This window comes from Micromonospora sp. LOL_015 (genome assembly GCF_048060275.1).
In the GTDB taxonomy this organism is placed as follows: domain Bacteria; phylum Actinomycetota; class Actinomycetes; order Mycobacteriales; family Micromonosporaceae; genus Micromonospora_E.
The window spans coordinates 94803-113878 of sequence record NZ_JBHMIO010000010.1; the positions used below are offsets into that span (position 1 = coordinate 94803).

Annotated in this window: 15 protein-coding genes; all 15 read left to right on the forward strand. The window is 70.8% G+C overall.

Translation table 11 applies throughout. The features are described 5' to 3' along the window. Nucleotides 1-477 precede the first annotated feature (477 nt). The 15 genes from ACFHWU_RS11835 (at nucleotide 478) to ACFHWU_RS11905 (ending at nucleotide 19065) form a co-directional block, all read left to right on the forward strand. Nucleotides 478-1428 carry a sugar phosphate isomerase/epimerase family protein gene (locus tag ACFHWU_RS11835; protein WP_416590565.1) on the forward strand — a complete coding sequence of 317 codons (951 nt, stop codon included), beginning with the start codon at nucleotides 478-480 and terminating at the stop codon, nucleotides 1426-1428. 344 nt (nucleotides 1429-1772) lie between these two features. Continuing rightward, nucleotides 1773-2951 (forward strand): ROK family protein, encoded by a 1179-nt coding sequence (locus ACFHWU_RS11840; protein ID WP_123602931.1) that lies wholly within the window; start codon nucleotides 1773-1775, stop codon nucleotides 2949-2951. A 74-nt stretch (nucleotides 2952-3025) separates the two neighbouring features. Further along, nucleotides 3026-4534 (forward strand): sugar ABC transporter ATP-binding protein, encoded by a 1509-nt coding sequence (locus ACFHWU_RS11845; protein ID WP_416590581.1) that lies wholly within the window; start codon nucleotides 3026-3028, stop codon nucleotides 4532-4534. 55 nt (nucleotides 4535-4589) lie between these two features. Continuing rightward, a complete protein-coding gene (locus ACFHWU_RS11850; RefSeq protein WP_416590566.1) occupies nucleotides 4590-5669 on the forward strand; it encodes an ABC transporter permease in 1080 nt (359 codons plus the stop codon). 107 nt (nucleotides 5670-5776) lie between these two features. After that, nucleotides 5777-6868, forward strand: a complete 1092-nt coding sequence (locus ACFHWU_RS11855) for a substrate-binding domain-containing protein (RefSeq protein ID WP_416554470.1) — start codon at nucleotides 5777-5779, stop codon at nucleotides 6866-6868. 53 nt (nucleotides 6869-6921) lie between these two features. Continuing rightward, nucleotides 6922-8109: a Gfo/Idh/MocA family protein gene (locus tag ACFHWU_RS11860; protein WP_416554576.1), complete on the forward strand. Its 1188-nt coding sequence runs from the start codon at nucleotides 6922-6924 to the stop codon at nucleotides 8107-8109. Nucleotides 8110-8403: 294 nt separating this feature from the next. Next, nucleotides 8404-10473 (forward strand): ThuA domain-containing protein, encoded by a 2070-nt coding sequence (locus ACFHWU_RS11865; RefSeq protein ID WP_416590567.1) that lies wholly within the window; start codon nucleotides 8404-8406, stop codon nucleotides 10471-10473. A 360-nt stretch (nucleotides 10474-10833) separates the two neighbouring features. Beyond that, the gene (locus ACFHWU_RS11870) at nucleotides 10834-12006 is read left to right on the forward strand and encodes an inositol-3-phosphate synthase (RefSeq protein WP_416554474.1); all 1173 of its coding nucleotides are present in this window, start codon (nucleotides 10834-10836) and stop codon (nucleotides 12004-12006) included. Beyond that, on the forward strand, nucleotides 12003-12923 hold the full coding sequence (locus ACFHWU_RS11875; protein ID WP_416554476.1) for an SCO3242 family prenyltransferase: 921 nt from the start codon (nucleotides 12003-12005) through the stop codon (nucleotides 12921-12923). The genes ACFHWU_RS11870 and ACFHWU_RS11875 overlap by 4 nt, the downstream gene beginning before the upstream one ends. After that, on the forward strand, nucleotides 12920-13891 hold the full coding sequence (locus tag ACFHWU_RS11880) for a sugar phosphate isomerase/epimerase family protein (protein ID WP_416590568.1): 972 nt from the start codon (nucleotides 12920-12922) through the stop codon (nucleotides 13889-13891). The genes ACFHWU_RS11875 and ACFHWU_RS11880 overlap by 4 nt, the downstream gene beginning before the upstream one ends. After that, the gene (locus tag ACFHWU_RS11885; RefSeq protein ID WP_416554480.1) at nucleotides 13888-14559 is read left to right on the forward strand and encodes an EboA domain-containing protein; all 672 of its coding nucleotides are present in this window, start codon (nucleotides 13888-13890) and stop codon (nucleotides 14557-14559) included. Before ACFHWU_RS11880 ends, ACFHWU_RS11885 begins: the two co-directional genes overlap by 4 nt. After that, nucleotides 14560-15411, forward strand: coding sequence for a TatD family hydrolase (locus tag ACFHWU_RS11890; RefSeq protein WP_416590569.1), 852 nt, complete (start codon nucleotides 14560-14562; stop codon nucleotides 15409-15411). Next, nucleotides 15411-16595, forward strand: coding sequence for a metabolite traffic protein EboE (gene eboE / locus ACFHWU_RS11895; protein WP_416590570.1), 1185 nt, complete (start codon nucleotides 15411-15413; stop codon nucleotides 16593-16595). Before ACFHWU_RS11890 ends, eboE begins: the two co-directional genes overlap by 1 nt. Then, entirely contained in the window at nucleotides 16592-18001 is a 1410-nt protein-coding gene (locus tag ACFHWU_RS11900; protein WP_416554486.1) for an alkaline phosphatase family protein, read from the forward strand. The genes eboE and ACFHWU_RS11900 overlap by 4 nt, the downstream gene beginning before the upstream one ends. After that, complete coding sequence (locus ACFHWU_RS11905; RefSeq protein ID WP_416554488.1) at nucleotides 17998-19065, forward strand: polyprenyl synthetase family protein; 1068 nt, start codon at nucleotides 17998-18000, stop codon at nucleotides 19063-19065. The genes ACFHWU_RS11900 and ACFHWU_RS11905 overlap by 4 nt, the downstream gene beginning before the upstream one ends. The last annotated feature ends 11 nt before the right edge of the window (nucleotides 19066-19076 follow it).

A 19076-nucleotide genomic window follows, 5' to 3' on the forward strand; every position in this document is an offset into this window, starting at 1 on the left:
GTTTAGTTCGACGGGGTCATTCTTTCCCTGGTCTCCGGGGCTGATGTCTGCCCCAGACGTAACACCAGCGACACAGCGTCGTAAACGCCGGTCGCGACCAGGGCCACCAGGCCCGAGCTGTCTCCCGCCAGGGGCATGGCGGAGACAGCTGCGGTTCGGGGTCGGTGCCCGCCACCGCGGCACCGACCCGAACCCACCCATCCGAACCTCTCCGCCCCGGGGTCGTGCGTTTCGGCGGCGTGCGGCTCCATACACCCCGACCCTCCTCACTCGTCATCGGCGGCTCTGCGAGCCGCTGCAGAAAGGTGGACAGAATGGACGAGGTGCTACGCCGCAACGGGCAACTCTCGCCACCCAATCCGGCGCTCACCCGCCGCAACATCCTCGCCGCATCGGCCGGTGCCGCTGCCGTGCTCGGTGCGGCCGGGCTGCCGGTGCTGCAGACCAGCCGTCCGGCCCGGGCCGGACGGCTGGTCGGTGGACCCGCTGATCCCCGAGCAGAACCGGGGCATCATCCTCTTCTCGGTCCGGGACCGCATCCGGGCCGCTCCGGACGACAGCGGCGTGCCGTACGGCTTCGAGCGGGTCCTGGCCCGCCTGGCGGAACTCGGTTACAAGGAGGTCGAGTTCGCTGGTTACACCCAGAGCGAGGAGATCCTCGGACGGCAGATCACGCCGACCGAGATCCGCAAGATCCTGGACGACAACGGCCTGGTCGCAAACGGCACCCACGCCAGGATCAATGCGGAGACGTTCCAGCAGGAGCTCGACATCGCCGAGGAACTCGGCATGAAGAACATCGGCACCGGCAGCGACCCGACCCGCAGCGACTACCAGTCGGACTGGAACGAGGCCGCTGACCTGTGGAACGAGCTCGGCCGGCAGGCCCGGGAACGCAAGATGCGGCTCTACACCCACAACCATGACGCTGCGTACAACTTTCTGCTCGACTCCGGCCCGCTGGACGAGCAGGGACGGCCGACCCGTTCGTCCGGTGTCCGCAAGGTCGAGTACTTCATGGCCAAGACCGACGCGAAGTACGTCTACTTCGAGATGGACATTTACTGGGGCTACGTCGCCCGGCACAAGCACCACACGTTCATCAACTCGGCCGGCAAGGAGCGGACCCGGGTGTTCGACCCGATCCTGACCGTGGCCCGTCGGCCCCGGCGGTTCCCGCTGTTCCATGCCAAGGACGGCAACAAGAACTCCGAGCTGAGCAACGGCTACGAGATGACGCCGATGGGCGACGGCGACATCAACTTCCAGCAGTTCTTCCAGACCATCGGGCACTACGACTTCCACCACGCCAACTGGGAGCAGGACACCGCTCCCGGTGGATCGGAGAACCCAGGTCAGTCGCTGGAGTTCGCCGAGCGCAGCTACCAGCACATGTCGGAACTGACCGTCTACAGCCAGAGCGAGTGATCCACCGGTCGCCAGTCACCCGGCACGGCGGCCACTGATCCAACCGTGTGAACCGACCGGGGTGCCGGCCGCCGCCGCGGCGGCGGCCGGCACCCCGGTTCCGCGTGTCCGGGCTCCGCCCTCGTTGCGCGAGGGCCGATCGGTCGATCCCTCGTGCCCTGAACCAGATACATCGGGCCAGGTTAACTTCGGTTCGGGTAGGTGCCACCAACTTCTGTCACGATCAGAAAAAGTTTTGCTTCAGTAGACCGAAACTCTGGACACGAGACTGAGAAGACTCTTAGTGTTTCGGTCACGACACGCCGAGGTCGCCTCGGTGTTACTCACTGTCGGAGGTGGACCCCATGCGTACGGCGGATCCTCTGCACCTCCAGCTGCTGCGACTGCTGCGGGACAACGGACCGGTCTCCCGGGCCGAGCTCGCCGACCAGCTGGAGATTCCCCGCCCTCGCCTGCTGTCCGAGTTGGAGCGGCTGGTCGCCTCCGGCTTCGTGACCGAAGCAGGGATGGCCGCCTCACGGGGCGGCCGCCGCTCAACCCTGGTCGAGCTCAACCCGGACCTGCGGTTCGCCGCGATCGACCTGGGCGCCAGCTCGGTCGACGTGGAGATCACCAACGGCCGGCTGGAGCCGGTGGCCGCGTACACCGAACCCGCCGACATCCGGCAGGGGCCAAAGGTCATCCTGCACCGAATCAACGAGCTGCTCGCCAAGGCCCGGGTCGAAGGGGTGCACGAGCGCCTCGACGGTATCGGCATCGGGGTACCCGGGCCGGTCAGCTACCGCGACGGAGTGCCGGTCTCCCCGCCGATCATGCCGGGCTGGGACCGGTTCCCGGTCCGCGAGCTGCTCGCCCGGGAGCACGGCTGCCCGGCGGTGGTGGACAACGACGTGAACATCATGGCCATCGGGGAACGGCACGGCGGCGTGGCCCACTCGGTCGACGACTTCCTGTTCGTCAAGCTCGGCACCGGCGTCGGCTGCGGCATCTACCTCGCGGGCCAGGTCTACCGGGGGATCGACGGCTGCGCCGGCGACATCGGCCACATCCAGGTCGACTCGCACGGTCCGATGTGCTCCTGCGGCAACGCCGGATGTCTGGAGGCGCTGTTCAGCGGTGCGGCGCTGGCCAAGGAGGCGGCCGCCGCCGCCCGGGCCGGCACCTCTCCGGCGCTGGCCGAGCGGCTCACCCAGCGGGCCGAGCTCACCGCGCGTGACGTTGCCGAGTGCGCCATGGAAGGCGACGTCACCTGCATCCGGCTGATCCGCGACGGCGGCCGACGGCTCGGCGGCGTCCTCGCCGGTCTGGTCAGTTTCGCCAACCCGTCGATGATCGTGATCGGTGGTGGTCTGGCCCACCTCGGGCACATCCTGCTGGCCGAGATCCGCAGCGTGGTCTACCGGCGGTCGCTGCCGCTGGCCACCGGCAACCTGCCTGTCGTGCTGTCCGAGCTGGGCTCGCGGGCCGGCGTGACCGGCGCCTCCGTGCTGGCCAGCGACGTCGCCTTCGAGCAGGCGTCGTGAGCGCCCCCGAGGCCACCGGCGCCGCGCCGGTTGACGAGCCCGGCGGCACCCCGGCCGTGGCTGCCGGCGGCGACGTGGTGCTGCGGCTGACCGATGTCGTGAAGACCTTCCCCGGGGTACGCGCGCTGGACGGGGTGCAGCTCGAGGTACGTGCCGGGGAGGTGCACTGCCTGCTCGGCCAGAACGGGGCCGGCAAGTCGACCCTGATCAAGGTGCTGGCCGGCGTGCACCGCCCCGACTCGGGGCGGGTCGAATGGCAGGGCCGACCGGTCCGGTTCGCCAATCCGCAGGCCGCGATGCGGGCCGGCATCGCCACCATCTACCAGGAACTCGACCTGGTCGACGACCTCTCCGTGGCGGAGAATGCCTTCCTCGGCCACGAGCCGCGGACCGCGGGCTTCGTCCGTCGGTCGGCGATGGCTCGACGCACCCGCGACATCCTGGGCCGACTCGGCCACGCCGAGATCCGACCCCGCGGGCTGGTCCGATCGCTTCCGGCGGCCGGCAAGCAGGTGGTCAGCATGGCCCGGGCACTGTCCCACCAGGCCAAGCTGATCATCATGGACGAGCCGAGCGCGGTGCTCGCCCACGACGAGGTCGAGAACCTGTTCCGGATCATTCGCGAACTGACCGCTCAGGGCATCGCGGTCATCTACATCTCGCACCGGTTGGAAGAGATCCGCGAGATCGGTGACCGGGTCACCGTACTCAAGGACGGCCGGACCACCGCGCAGAACCTGCCGGCCCAGACCACCCCGACCAAGGAACTGGTCAGCCGGATGACCGGCCGGTCGATCGAGTACGTGTTCCCACAGCGGGAGCCCAACCCGCACGGGGAGCAGCTGCTGGAGGTGTCCCGGCTCGGCCGCGCGGGGGAGTTCAGCGACGTCTCACTGACTGTCGCACGGGGGGAGATCGTCGGCATCGCCGGTCTGGTCGGTGCGGGTCGTTCGGAACTGCTGGAGACGATCTTCGGAGCCCGGACCGCCGACACCGGCAGGGTCACGATGGCCGGCAAACCGGTACGGGCCGGCAGCGTCGGTGCCGCAGTGCGGGCCGGCATGGGCATGGCGCCGGAGGAACGCAAGAGCCAGGCGCTGCTGCTGGGCGAACCGATCTTCCGCAACATCACGCTGGCCACCTTCGGTCGCCTCGCCCGGGTTGGGTTCACCGACGCCGGCCGGGAGGTCAGCGCCGCCGAACGGGTGGCCGGCTCGCTGGAGCTGCGTCCCCGGGGTGTGCATCGTCCGGTGCGCCAGCTCTCCGGCGGCAACCAGCAGAAGGTGGTGGTCGGCCGGTGGCTGCTCGGTGACACCCGGCTGCTGCTGCTCGACGAGCCGACCCGGGGCGTCGACGTCGGTGCCCGGGCCGAGCTGTACCAGGTAATCCACGACCTCGCCGCGCAGGGCGTGGGCGTCCTGCTGGTCTCCAGCGAGGTGCCCGAGGTACTGGGGCTGGCTGACCGGGTGCTGGTGATGCGGGAAGGACGCGTCGTCCACCACGCCCCGGCCGGTGAGATCGATGAGGAAACCGTGCTCGATCTCGTCATGTCGGGGTCGGCGAAGGAAAGTGCCACGGCGTGACCGGGCGACCCGACCGGTTGGCCAGCGGCCAGCCGGTAAACGAAGGAGTAGGACTGTGACCGCGGAAGAGGCCACGGCGACCGTACCCGGTAAGGAGAAGCCGGCAGCGCCGCCGGCGCACGGCGCGGACGAACCATCCCGGCAGAGCTGGTGGCGTTCCGACGCCAGCGAGTACGCCCGCCGCAACCTGTGGCTGGTCGGCGTCCTCGTTATTCTGGTCGTCATCGGTGCTGCCACCCGGCCCGACCTATACAGTGACCCTACCTGGGTCCGCAACAACATCTTCACCATTTTGCAGCAGGCCTCCGCGATCGGCGTGGTCACCGTCGGTATGACATTCGTGATCATCGCCGGCGGCATCGACCTGTCGGTCGGCGCGATCATGGCGCTGGCCGGGGTATGGGCCACCACGGTAGCGACCCAGAGTTTCGGCCCCGGCGGCATGATCTTCACCGCTGTCGTGGTCGGGATGTGCGTCGGGCTGGTCAACGGAGTGCTGATCTCGTACGGCCGGCTGGTGCCGTTCATCGCCACCTTGGCGATGATGGTGGCTGCGCGAGGGCTGGCCGCGCTCATCTCCGGCAAGCAGACCCAGGTCTCCACCTCGTCGGTGATCAACGGAATGGCCACCCAGCGGATCCTCGGAATCCCGTTGCTGGTCGTCATCCTCGCCGGGGTGGTCGCCGCCGGCTGGGTGCTGCTCAACCGCACCACCTTCGGCCGACGCACCGTCGCCATCGGCGGCAACGCCGAAGCAGCCCGGCTCGCCGGGATCAACGTCCGGTGGCACACGCTGCTCATCTACGGACTGTCCGGGCTGTGCTGCGGCATCGGCGCGATCATGCTGACCGCGCAGGCCAACTCGGCCCAGGCCGCTATGGCCAACCTGTACGAGCTTGACGCGATCGCCGCGGCGATCATCGGCGGCACGCTGCTCACCGGCGGTCGCGGCACCATCATCGGCGCCCTGTTCGGGGTGCTGGTCTTCTCCACCATCACCAACCTGTTCGCCATCAACGGACTATCCACCGAATCCCAGAACATGATCAAGGGCGGGATCATCGTGGTGGCCGTTCTCATCCAGCAGTTCCGGTTCAACTCCCTCAGTCAGCTCTTCAACCGAAGAACCGTCTGACTCCCACCTGACACACCCGTCCACCGCCCGGTGGCCGTCGACTTCCGACGGTCGCCAGGCCCCGCACACCCCGGTAACCCCTCGCCATTGCGATCCAGGAGGTCGTCATGACCGCTTTCTCCCGCCGGACACTGTTCGGCGCGCGCGGTGCCGCCGCCGGTGACATGTCCCGCCGTCGGCTGCTCGCCGGTGGTGCCGCAGTCGGTGCCGGTGTACTGCTGAGCGCGTGCACCAGCAACGAAGCCGCCCCGACCAACACCCAGACGCAGGCAGCCAACCAGGGCAACCCCAACTCCGAGCCCGGTGAGACCGTCACCATCGGCTTCTCCGCCCCGGCGGCCGACCACGGCTGGCTCGCGGCGATCACCAACAACGCCCGGGCCCAGGCTGAGGCGTACTCGGACGTCGAGTTCCTCACCGTCGAGGCAGGTGCCGACGCTGCCGCTCAGCGGGCCGCGTTGGACACGCTGATCTCGCAGAGTCCGGACGTCATCGTGATGCTGCCGCACGACGGAGCTGAGCTCACCGCCAGCGGTCTGCAGGCCATGGAGGCCGGCATCCCGGTGGTCAACCTGGACCGGGCGTTCACCCAGGCGCTCGCCTACCGTACTCAGATCAAGGGCGACAACTACGGCATGGGCGTGTCGGCGGGCAACTACATCGCCGCTCAGATGCAGGAGAAGGGCATCGCCAACCCGGTGATCGCCGAGATCGCCGGGATCGACGCGCTGGAGTTGACCCAGGAGCGGTCCGCCGGTTTCAAGGACGCCCTCGAGGCACACGGCTTCACCGTCGCCAACCGGCGGGCGGCCGAGTTCACCGCCGACTCCGGCCAGCGCGAGGCGGCCAACCTGCTGCAGGCCCTGCCGGAGATCGACGCCATCTGGAACCACGACGACGACCAGGGCATCGGGGTACTGGCCGCGATCAGCCAGGCCAACCGGTCGGAGTTCATCATGGTCGGCGGTGCCGGTTCGCGGGCGGCGATGGAGGCGATCCAGGCCGACGACAGCGTGCTGAAGGCGACCGTCACCTACAGCCCGTCGATGGCCTCCTCGGCGATCTCGCTCGCCCGCCTGATCGCACAGGGCCGGGGCATGTCCGACCTGGTCGAGCTGCAGGTGCCCAAGGAGATCATCCTGGCCTCGGAGACCATCACCAAGGAGAACGCGAGCGAGTACCTGCCGCTCGGGTTCTGACCTTTTCGGGGAGGCTTACCTTGTCCGCTGAACACAACGAACTGCGGGTCGGCATGGTCGGCTACGCGTTCATGGGCGCCGCGCACTCGCAGGCCTGGCGTACCGTGAACCGGGTCTACGATCTGCCGGCGCGGGTCCGGATGACCGCAGTGTGCGGCCGGGACGAGTCCAAGGTGGCCGAGGCCGCCGACCAACTCGGCTGGGAGTCGTACACCACCGACTGGCGGGCGCTGATCGCCCGGGACGACATCGACGTGGTCGACATCTGTACGCCGGGTGACAGCCACGCCGAGATCGCCATCGCGGCACTCGCCGCCGGCAAGCACGTGCTCTGCGAGAAGCCACTGGCCAACACGGTGGCCGAGGCGCAGCAGATGGCCGACGCGGCTCGGGCCGCCCGGGCCGGCGGCGTCCGGTCGATGTGCGGATTCAACTACCGGCGGGTGCCGGCGGTGACGTTGATGCGTCAACTCGTCGCCGACGGCCGGATTGGAACGATCCGGCACGTGCGGGCGGTGTACCTGCAGGACTGGATCCTCGATCCGGAGTTTCCGTTGGTCTGGCGGTTGCGCAAGGACAAGGCGGGTTCCGGGGCGCTGGGTGACATCGGTGCGCACATCATCGACGCCACCCAGTTCGTAACGGGCCAACGGATCGCCCGGGTGAGCGGGCTGACCGAGACGTTCGTCAAGCGGCGGCCGCTGCCAGCCGGTTCCAGCGGGCTGACCGCTTCGGCCGGCGGCGGGTCCGCAGACGACGCCGAACCGGCCACCGGCGAGGTCACCGTCGACGACGCCGCGCTGTTCATGGCCCGGCTCGACGGTGGGGCGGTGGCCAGCTACGAGGCGACCCGCTTCGCCACCGGACGCAAGAACGGGTTGCGGATCGAGATCAACGGCTCGCTCGGGTCGGTCGCGTTCGACTTCGAGCGGATGAACGAACTGGAGTTCTTCGACGCCACCCGGCCCGCGGCCGAGCAGGGCTTCACCCGCATCATCGTGACCGAACCGGAGCACCCGTACCTGTCCGCCTGGTGGCCGCCCGGCCACGGCATCGGGTACGAGCACTCCTTCACCCACCAGGCCCGTGACTTCGTCGCGGCGCTGGCGGCCGGAGACGACCCGACACCGTCCTTCGACGACGCACTCCAGGTCCAGCAGGCGCTGGCCGCGGTGGAGCAGTCGGCCGGGCTCGGCGAATGGGTCACCGTGGACTCGGTGAAGACCACGGCACCGGCCTGAGCGGCCCGACCTTCGTGGCAAGGTCTGGAAACCGAGACTCCTCGTCCCGTGGGCGAGGGTCGCCCGGCGCGGTTGCGCCCCGTGCCGGGTGATCCGCGGGTACGAGGACGGCTCGTCCGGCGTGACCGGATCGGGATTCCCCGGTCACGCCGGACGGCCGGCAGGGCGTACCAGAAGACTCTGGCGGACGTGGCACCGCGCCAGGGGTGAGGCACCAACCGTAACTGTCCGTCCGCAACGGAATCAGTGCCCACGGTCAGGCATGAGCCTCCCGAACCCCCGGAGGAACGACTGATGAGTAGATCCGCCCGGCGATGGCTTGCCGTCGCCGCGGGTGCCGCACTCGCCGCACCCATGATCACCACCGCGCCAGCGGTCGCCCACGACGGCCACGAGCACCACGACGACTACCAGGTGCTGGTCTCCACCCACAGCGAGGAGGCGGCCCAGCCGTCGACCGCCAAGGGTGTCAACGCCATCCGTACCCTCGGCAAGAACAACGGCTTCACGATCGACGTGTCCCGCAACGGGACCAGCTTCACCAGTGCGAACCTCGCCAACTACGCGGCAGTGGTGTTCATCAACAACACCGGTGACGTGCTCGACGACGCGCAGCAGGAAGCGTTCGAGGACTACGTCAAGGCCGGCGGTGGCTACCTCGGCGTGCACCTCGCGGTGGACGCCGAGCCGGACTGGGCCTTCTACCGTGGCCTGGTAGGCACCACCTCGACCGGCACCAGCGCCAGCGGTGCCGGTGTCATCGACGTCGTCGACCGCTACCACCCGTCCACGGCCACGATGCCCCGCGAAGTGATCGTCGAGGACGAGTACCTCAACTACACCGGCAACGTCCGGGGTGTGCAGCACGTGCTGGCCAGCGTCGACCCGACGTCGCTGGACGGCAGCAGCATGGGCGCCGACCACCCGATCTCCTGGTGCCAGGACTACCAGGGCGGCCGGTCCTGGTACACCGGTCTCGGCGCCTCGGCGGACACCTTCACCATCGGGGCGGTCCGCAAGCACCTGCTCGGTGGCATCGAATGGGCTGCGGGCATCGCCGAGGGTGACTGCGGCGCGACCGTCGAGTCCAACTACGAGCGCGTCGTTCTCAACGACCAGCCCGGTGAGCCGATGACTCTCGCGGTGCTGCCCGACGGCCGGGTGCTGCACAACACCCGCGCCGGTGAGATCCGTCTGTACGACCCGTCGTCGGGGGCCAGCCCGGTCATCAACAACCTGGACGTCTACCAGCACGACGAAGACGGCCTGCAGTCGGTGACCCTCGACCCCAACTTCGCCGAGAACAAGTGGGTCTATCTCTACTACGCGCCACCGCTGGACACTCCGGTGGACGACCCGGCCACCCCGGGCGTCAACGAGGGCGACGCACCGGCCAACAGTGACGACCCGAGCGTCTGGGAGCCCTTCAAGGGCTACAACCTGCTCTCCCGGGTCAAGTTCGTCGAGGAGCCGACCCCGCACCTGGACATGTCGACCGAGCAGGAGATCCTCAAGGTCGACACCGACCGGGGCGCCTGCTGCCACGTGGCCGGCGAGGTCAAGTTCGACGGCCGGGGCCTGCTCTACCTCGTCACCGGCGACGACACCAACGCCAGTGGCTCGGACGGCTACACCCCGATCAACCGGTCGGCGACCCGGGGGCCGGCCTACGATGCCGCGCGCTCCTCGGCCAACACCAACGATCTGCGGGGCAAGGTGCTGCGGATCCGCGTCAAGGACGACGGTAGCTACAGCATCCCGGCCGGCAACCTGTTCCGGGAGTCGCAGGACGTCGATGACAAGACCCGTCCGGAGATCTTCCTGATGGGCCTGCGCAACCCCTTCCGGTTCGACGTCGACGACCGTGGCTTCGTCTACATCGGTGACTACTCGCCGGACTCGCGCAACCCGGACCCGCAGCGGGGCCCGGAGGGCACCGGCCGGTGGTTCGCGACCAAGACCGCAGGCAATTACGGCTGGCCGTACTGCTACTCGCCGACTCTGCCGTACATCGACTACGACTTCGAGACGGGAACCTCGGGCGAGCCGTTCAACTGCGCCGCGCCGATCAACGACTCGCCGCGCAACACCGCTCTGAGCGTGCTGCCGCCGGTCGAGCAGCCGCAGTTCTGGTACACGTTCAACGCCACCACCACTTGCCGGGACAGCTACCTGGTCGACCCGGTCGGCAGCTGTGACTTCCAGTGGCCGGTGATCGGCACCGGCGGTGTCGGTCCGATGGGTGGCCCGATCTACAAGTACGACGAATCGCTGGAGTCGGAGTACAAGCTGCCGGCGTACTACCACGACACGGTGTTCTTCGGTGAGTTCAGCCGGGACCGGATGTTCAACCCGGCGAGCTGACCGGTCCGTGGGCCGGTGGCCGGCCGGCCACCGGCCCACGGACGACGACCCGGTAACCGCCGGGGCGGGCGCACCACCCGTCCCCGGCCGGGGACCGACCAGCAGTACCGCGGCCGGCGTGAGCCGGCCGGGGACAACTCAATGCGGGGGAGGCAGGGCCGAACGCCGAACGTCCCTGCCTGCCACAGCCCCGTCCGTCCGGTCGACCGGGCCCGCGACGGTGTCGTTGACGCCGACCTCGGCGCCGTCGACGGTGGTGCCACCCTGGCGCGCCCGGACGGACGGGGCCTTGCCGAACCGGCAAGGCAGACAACCGGCAGCAGAACGAGCACCGCCAGCGGCGGGCGTTGGGAGGCAGGAATGCGTACCGGAGTCTGGCTGATCGGAGCCCGTGGCTCGGTCGCGGTCACCAGCATCGTCGGCGCGCTGGCCGTGCGCGCCGGACTGGCCGACACCACCGGCTGCGTCACCGAACTGCCGCCGCTGCGCGGCTCGGCCCTGCCCAACTTCACCGATCTCGTCTTCGGCGGCCACGACATCGCCGCGACGCCGCTGGTGAAGAAGGCCGACGCGTTGGCCAGCGCCGGTGTGGTCCCGGGGCGGCTGGTCGCCGCCCTGCACACCGAGCTGACCGGTCTGGAAGCACAGCTGCGTCCGCTGCCGGCCGGGGCCACCCAGGCCGAGACAGCGGCGGCGATCGCCGCAGACCTGGTCGCCTTCCGCCGCCGGCACGACCTGGATCAGGTAGTGGTGGTCAACGTCTCGACCACCGAACCGGCGCCGCCACCGCATCCGGCGCACCACGACCTGGCCGCGCTCGCCGCCGCGCTCACCGAGGCATCCGGCGGCCCGCCGGTGCTGCCGCCGAGCGCGTTGGCGGCGTACGCCGCGCTCGGCGCCGGCTGCGGCTACGTCGACTTCACCCCGTCGGTGGGGGCCCGGTTGCCGGCCCTCGACGAGCTGGCAAGACAGCGGGGGGCGCCGTACGCCGGGCATGACGGCAAGACCGGCGAGACGCTGGTGAAAGCGGTGCTGGCACCCATGTTCGCGCTGCGTAACCTGCAGGTCCGCAGCTGGTCCGGCAGCAACCTGCTGGGCGGTGGCGACGGGGCCAACCTGGCCGAGCCGGCGGCCAACGCGGCCAAGGCGGCCAGCAAGCAGCGGGTACTTGGCGAGATTCTCGGCTATCAGCCGCAGGGGTACACCCGGATCGAGTACGTCGACGACATCGGGGACTTCAAGACCGCCTGGGATCTGATCACCTTCTCCGGCTTCCTCGGCACCGGGATGCGGATGGAGTTCACCTGGCACGGATGCGACTCGGCACTGGCCGCCCCGTTGGTGCTGGACCTTGCCCGGCTGACCGCCGCCGCCGCTCGTGCCGGACGCGTCGGACCCCTGCCGGAGCTGGCGTTCTTCTTCAAGGACCCGATCGGGTCGGGCCCGCACGCCCTCGGCGACCAGTGGCGGATCCTGGTCGACTTCACCGCGTACCTGCACGGTCAGACGGCCGAGCCGGGCGGTGTCGCATGACACCGCCACGGCTGTCGGATCTGGCCGAGCTGGTCCGGGCACCGGCAGCGCTGTCCGTGCCAGGTGACGTGGTCGCCGGGGCCGCTGCCGCCGGCGGGCTCGGCCCGCGTAGCGCCGGGCTGGCCGGCGCGTCGGTCTGCCTCTACTGGGCCGGGATGGCCGCCAACGACTGGGCCGACCGGGAGCTCGACGCGGTCGAGCGGCCACAGCGACCCATCCCGTCCGGCCGGGTCACACCTGGTGCCGCGCTCGGTGTCGCCGCCGGGCTCACGACCGCCGGGCTGGCGCTCACCGCCGTCACCGGCGGCCGCCGGGCGCTCGCCGTCGGCGTGCCGCTGACCGCCGCCATCTGGGCGTACGACCTGTGGGCCAAGAACACCCCGGCCGGCCCGGCGGTGATGGCCGCCTGCCGAGGGCTCGATGTCCTGCTCGGCTCGGCCGGCACCGGCCGGACCCGGGCCGCGCTGCCTGCCGCGCTGGCCGTCGCCGCGCACACCTACACCGTGACCGAACTGTCCCGTAGTGAGGTCAGCGGTGCCGATCCCCGGCTGCCGGCGGCCACCTTGGCCGGGACCGCTGCCATCGCACTGGCCAGCGTCGCGCCGGCGGCCGGCCGGGCCATGTCGGTCCGCCAGGCCACCTCCGCCCACTGGTGGCGGGCCGGAGTCACCGCCGGACTCGCCGGCTGGTACGCCGCCCGATACGGTGCCGCGCAGACTGCGGTCGCCCGTGACCCCCGGCCCGAACAGGTACGCGCGGCGGTCGGCGCCGGCATCGTCGGTCTGCCCGCCCTGCAGGGCGCGCTCACCGCCCGGGCGGCGGCCACCGGCACCGGCCTGGCCACCGCCGTTGGGCTCGCCGTCTCCGCCGCCGCGCCGATCGGTCGGCGGCTGGCCCGCAAGGTGTCCCCGACATGACCGCCGACCCGGCCGGCGAGCGGGAACCGGCAACCGGCGGGCCCGGCCCGGACGCGGCAGCCGGGCTGCGGTTCGGGTACGGCACTAACGGCTTCGCCAACCATCGGCTCGGTGACGCGCTGGCGCTGCTCGCCGACCTCGGCTACCAGGGTGTCGCGCTCACCCTCGACCACGATCACCTCGACCCGTACGCCGCCGGTCTGCCCCGCAAGGTGGCCCGGGTCGCCGACCAGTTGCGGGACCTCGACCTCGCGGTCGTGGTCGAGACCGGCGCGCGGTACCTGCTCGACCCGTGGCACAAACACGCCCCGACCCTGCTGCACGACACTGCGGCCCGTCGGGTCGATTTCCTGCGCCGGGCGGTGGCGATCGGCGCCGACCTGGGCGCGGAGGCGGTCTCCTTCTGGTCGGGGGTGCGCCCGGGCGACGTCGACGACGCCACCACCTGGGCCCGGCTGGTCGCCGGCTGCGCGACGGTCGTCGAGGCGGCCGACGCCGCCGACGTCACCCTCGGCTTCGAACCAGAGCCCGGGATGCTGGTGGCCGACATCGCCGGCTGGTGGCGGCTGCGCGACGCGCTGGGCCGCCCGGTCCGGTTCGGCATCACTCTCGACATCGGACACTGTCGGTGCCTGGAGCCGGTGCCGGTGCCGCAGTGTGTCACCGACGTGGCCGCGCACCTGGTCAACGTCCAGATCGACGACATGCGCCGGGGCGTGCACGAGCACCTCGAGTTCGGTACCGGGGAGATCGACTTCCCGCCGGTGCTGGCTGCCCTCGACGCCGCCGGTTACCGGGGCCTGGTCGCCGTCGAGCTGCCCCGGCATTCACATGCCGCCCCGGCGGTCGCCGCCCGGTCCATCGAGTTCCTCCGGTCCGCCGAACTCCAGGCTCGCACGGGACCGGCCGGTACGGCATCAGCCAGTACGGGTTCGGCCCGCACCGTCGTTGAAGGAGGCCAGCTGTGAACCGGTCCGCCCAGCCCGCCGAGGACCCCGCCGACGTCGCAGGCAGACTCGCCGCCGCGCTGGCCGGCGTACCCGATCCGGACTGGCTCGCGCAGGCGCGGAGCCGGATCATCACCGACCCGGTCAGCCTGCCGATGCTGTTCGCCAGCGCGGGCCGCCGCTGCGGCCGGGCCGAGCTGGCTGCCGTACCGGGTTGGTCGGCCGACGAGGCCGCCCGGGTGCTGCTCCTCGTCGACCTGGCCACCGTCACGACTGAAGCGGAGTTGGCCGCCGCGGTCGCCGACTGCTACCACCACGGCGACGCCGCGGAGCGTCGGGCGGTGCTCAAGGCGCTGCCGCTGCTGCCGGTCGGTGACCGGGCGGTGCCGCTGCTCGACGACGCGATCCGGACCAACGACACCCGGTTGCTGGCCGCCGCGCTCGGCCGGTACGCCCGCCACCTCGACCAGCCGGCGTGGCGTCAGGCGGTGCTCAAGTGCGTCTTCACCGGCGTACCGCTGGCTGCCGTGCACGGCCTCGACGCCCGCGCCGACGCCGAACTGCTGATCATGCTCGCTGGGCTGCACGACGAGCGGGTCGCCGCCGGCCGGAGCCTGCCGGACGACGCGCTCGCCCTGCTGCGGCGGCTGCGCACCGCAGCAGACACCACCACCCGACAGGAGGGGTGAATGCGCATCTTCGACCCGCACATCCACATGACCTCACGGACCACCGACGACTACCAGGCGATGGCCGACGCCGGGGTCCGGGCCCTGGTCGAACCGGCTTTCTGGCTCGGCCAGCCGCGCACCAACGTCGGCTCGTTCGTCGACTACTTCGACTCGCTGCTCGGCTGGGAGCCGTTCCGGGCCAGCCAGTTCGGCATCCGGCACCACGCCACGATCGCGCTGAACCCGAAGGAGGCCAACGACCCCCGCTGCGCCGGTGTGCTCGATGTACTGCCCCGCTACCTGGTCAAGGACGGGGTGGTGGCGGTCGGCGAGATCGGCTACGACTCGACGACCCCGGCCGAGGACGAGGCGTTCGCCGCCCAACTGGCGTTGGCCCGCGCGCACGATTTGCCGGCCCTGGTGCACACCCCGCACCGGGACAAGGCCCGGGGCACCGAACGGACTCTGGCGGTGGTCGCCGAGTCCGGCATGGACGCCGGCCGGGTGGTGCTCGATCACCTCAACGAGGTGACAGTCGGGCTGGTCAAGGAGTCCGGCTGCTGGATGGGCTTCTCCATCTACCCGGAAACCAAGATGTCGCCGCCGCGGATGGTGGAGATCCTCAAGGAGTACGGCCCGGAGCGGATCCTGGTCAACTCGGCCGCCGACTGGGGCCGGTCCGATCCGCTGCTGACCCGGACCACCGGCGCGGCGATGCTGGCCGCCGGATTCAGCACCGACGACGTTGACCGCGTGCTGTGGCGCAACCCGGTGGAGTTCTACGGCCAATCCGGCCGGCTCGACCTGAGCGACGTCGCCGCCACCGCACCGACCTTCGAAGGCAGCTCGATCATGCGGGGCGGTGGCTGATGCGCCTGCACGACCGGCGTCGGCGCACCGTCCACCTCAGCTACTGCACCAACGTGCACCCGGCCGAGGACCTCGACGGAGTGCTCGGCCAGCTCGACACGTACGCGGTGCCGGTGCGCGACCGGCTCGCTGCCGACCCGCTCGGCCTGGGTCTGTGGCTGGCCGCGCCGGCCGCCGCCGCGCTCGCCGCCGACCCGGCCGCCCGGCGCCGGCTGCGCACCGCGCTCACCGACCGTGGCCTGGAAGTGGTCACTCTCAACGGGTTCCCGTACGAGGCGTTTCAGGCGCCGGTGGTCAAACACGCCGTGTACCACCCGGACTGGGCCGACCCGCGCCGGCTCGACTACACCCTGGCGCTGGCCCGGATCCTCGCCGACCTGCTGCCCGACGACGCCGAGCGCGGCTCCATCTCCACGCTGCCGCTGGCCTGGCGGGAGCCGTGGGACACCGAGCGGGCCGACGCCTGCGCCCGGATGCTGGACCGGCTGGCCGTCGGTCTGACCGAGGTCGAACGGGACACCGGCCGCACCGTCCGGGTCGGCTTCGAACCTGAACCGGGCTGCGTCGTGGAGACCACCGCTCAGGCCGCCGAACAGCTGGCCCGGGTGGACACCGACCGGCTCGGCGTCTGCGTCGACCTGGCCCATCTCGCCTGTGCCTGGGAGGAGCCGGTCGCCGCGGTCGGTCGGCTGCGGTCCGCCGGGCTACCGGTGGTCAAGGTCCAGGTGTCGGCCGCGTTGGAGGTCACCGACCCGGTGCGGGACCGGTCCGCGATCGCCGGCTACGTCGAACCTCGGTTCCTGCACCAGACCCGGTCCGGGGTCGCCGGGGCGACCGACGACCTCGACGCCGCGCTCGACGCCGGGCTGCCCGGCCCGTGGCGGGTGCACTACCACGTGCCACTGCACGCCGCGCCGGTCGCGCCGCTGGCCTCGACGATGCTGCAGCTGCGGGCCGGTCTCGCCGCGATCATCGACGGCGACGGCTGCGACCACTTCGACGTGGAGACCTACACCTGGGGGGTGCTGCCGGCCGGACAACGCCCCACCGGACCCGACCAGCTCGCCGCCGGGATCGCCGCCGAGCTCGCCCAGGCCCGCGACGAACTGGTCGGGCTCGGCATGAGCGCCCGCACCCGTACCGCCGCCACCCGTACCGCCGCAGGATCGGAGGCCGCTGCATGAACCCGCTGCTCGTACTCGACGTGGTCGGCCTGACCCCCCGGCTGCTGCGCCACATGCCCCGGCTGGCGGCGGTCGCCGACTCCGGCTTCCAGGCCGAGCTCGGCACCGTGCTGCCGGCGGTCACCTGCTCGGTGCAGTCCACCTTCCTGACCGGTGAGCCGCCGTCCGGCCACGGCATCGTCGGTAACGGCTGGTACTTCCGCGGCCTCGGCGAGGTGTTTCTCTGGCGGCAGCACAACGCCCTGGTCGGCGGGGAGAAACTGTGGCAGGCCGCGCGCCGGGTCCGCCCCGACTACACGGTGGCGAACATCTGCTGGTGGTACGCCATGGGTGCGGACGTCAACTGGACGGTCACCCCCCGGCCGATCTACCACGCCGACGGGCGCAAGGATCCGGACTGCTATACCGATCCGCCGCAGCTGCACGACGAGCTGACCGGTCGGCTCGGCACGTTCCCGCTGTTCAACTACTGGGGGCCGGGTGCCGGGCTGGTGTCGTCGGAGTGGATCGCGAAGGCGACCCGGCAGATCATGGCCGACCATTCGCCGGATCTGACCCTGGCGTACCTGCCGCATCTCGACTACGACCTGCAACGCTACGGTGGCGCCGGCCCGCACGCGCAGCGGGCGGCGGCCGAACTCGACGCGGTGCTGGCTCCGCTGCTGGACGCGGCGGCGGCGCGCGGCGCGACCGTCGTGGCGCTGTCCGAGTACGGCATCACCGACGTGTCGCAGCCGGTGCACGTGAACCGGCTGCTGCGCGCCGAAGGGCTGCTGCGGGTTTACACCCAGGCGGGGATGGAGTACCTCGACCCGTGGACATCGCGGGCGTTCGCCGTCGCTGACCATCAGGTCGCCCACGTGTACGTTCGGGATCCGGCCGACGTCGCGACGGTGGCCAAGCTCTGTGCCGGCCTGCCCGGGGTGGCGCAGGTCCTCGACGCCGACAGGAAGGCGGCAGCCGGCCTGGACCATCCGCGCTCCGGTGAGCTGGTGCTGGTGGCCGAGCCGCAGGCCTGGTTCACCTACTACTACTGGCGCGACGACACCGCTGCGCCGGACTTCGCCCAGTTGGTGGAGATTCACCGCAAGCCCGGCTACGACCCGGCGGAGCTACTGTTCGACCCGGCCAATGCGGGTGCCGCCAAGGCACGCGCGGCGATCGCCCTGGCCCGCAAGAAGATCGGCCTGCGGTACACGATGAACGTGGTCGGGCTGGACGCCGGTGCCCGGGCGGTACGCGGATCGCACGGCCGGCTGCCGGAGGACCCCGCCGACGGCCCGGTGCTGCTCTGCTCGGACCCGGCGCCGGCCCAGGACCGGTTCGCCGCCACCGAGGTCAAGTCGCTGCTGCTGGAGCTGGCCGGGCTCGGTGCCGGTGAACCGGCACCGGAGGTGTCCCGGTGACCGTGGCGCCGGCCCGTCGAATCGGCGGGTCGCCGCGGGAGCGGTGCGACGCCGAACTGACGGCGTTCCTCGACCGGCAGGATCCGCACTGGCCGGACGGGGCATCGCGCGGGGTGTACGACACACTGCGCCGGTTCGTCCTGGCCGGCGGCAAGCGGCTGCGCCCGGTCTTCTGCTACTGGGGGTGGCGCGGTGCCGGGGGAGCGGACTGCCGGGAGATCGTCGCGGCCGCCGCCGCGCTGGAGATCTTCCACGCGTTCGCGCTGATCCACGACGACATCATGGACGGAAGCGACCGTCGCCGGGGCGAGCCGTCGGTGCACCGAATCTTCGCCGACCTGCACACCCGCTCGTCCTGGCGGGGCGACTCCGGCCGCTACGGTCACAACGCCGCGCTGCTCTGCGGGGACCTCTGCGCCGCCTGGGCGGACCAGATGTTCCACGAGTGCGGGCTCGATGCCGAGCAGATCCGACGCGGCTACGCGATCTTCGCTGGGATGCGGACCGAGGTGATCGCCGGGCAGTACCTGGACCTGGTGTCCGGCGTAGGCGACGGTTCCGTGGCCAGTGCGCTGACGGTAATCCGGATGAAAGCCGCCAGATACACGGTTACCCGACCATTACAGATCGGTGCCGCCCTTGCCGGGGCCGGCCCCGAACTGCTGGACGCGTACGCTGCCTTCGGCGATCCACTGGGCGACGCGTTCCAGCTCCGTGACGACGTACTCGGAGTGTTCGGCGACCCGGCGGTTACCGGCAAGTCGGTGCTCGACGATCTGCGAGAGGGCAAGTCGACGGTGATGATGGCGCAGGCCCGCAACCTGGCGGACCGCAGCCAGGCAGCCCGGTTGCGAGAGCTGTTCGGCAATCCGGAGCTGGGCCCGACCGGGGCCGACGAACTGCGCAGCATCATCGCCGACACGGGAGCTCTCGAGGTGATCGAGCAGATGATCCGGATTCGTACCCAGGAAGCGGTGACCATTCTCGTCGATGCGTCGTTGACCCCCGAGACGCGCGCGGAATTGACCGTCCTGGCTGAATCGGTGGCCGAGCGGCAGAGCTGACCCGCAGGACC

Bases quoted from the DNA above. Each gene is read 5' to 3' on its own strand.
- ACFHWU_RS11900 (WP_416554486.1), top strand. From the start codon at position 16,592: ATGAACCCGCTGCTCGTACTCGACGTGGTCGGCCTGACCCCCCGGCTG.
- ACFHWU_RS11840 (WP_123602931.1), top strand. From the start codon at position 1,773: ATGCGTACGGCGGATCCTCTGCACCTCCAGCTGCTGCGACTGCTGCGG.
- ACFHWU_RS11880 (WP_416590568.1), top strand. From the start codon at position 12,920: ATGACCGCCGACCCGGCCGGCGAGCGGGAACCGGCAACCGGCGGGCCC.
- ACFHWU_RS11860 (WP_416554576.1), top strand. From the start codon at position 6,922: ATGGTCGGCTACGCGTTCATGGGCGCCGCGCACTCGCAGGCCTGGCGT.
- eboE (WP_416590570.1), top strand. From the start codon at position 15,411: ATGCGCCTGCACGACCGGCGTCGGCGCACCGTCCACCTCAGCTACTGC.
- ACFHWU_RS11890 (WP_416590569.1), top strand. From the start codon at position 14,560: ATGCGCATCTTCGACCCGCACATCCACATGACCTCACGGACCACCGAC.
- ACFHWU_RS11870 (WP_416554474.1), top strand. From the start codon at position 10,834: ATGCGTACCGGAGTCTGGCTGATCGGAGCCCGTGGCTCGGTCGCGGTC.
- ACFHWU_RS11865 (WP_416590567.1), top strand. From the start codon at position 8,404: ATGAGTAGATCCGCCCGGCGATGGCTTGCCGTCGCCGCGGGTGCCGCA.
- ACFHWU_RS11855 (WP_416554470.1), top strand. From the start codon at position 5,777: ATGACCGCTTTCTCCCGCCGGACACTGTTCGGCGCGCGCGGTGCCGCC.
- ACFHWU_RS11875 (WP_416554476.1), top strand. From the start codon at position 12,003: ATGACACCGCCACGGCTGTCGGATCTGGCCGAGCTGGTCCGGGCACCG.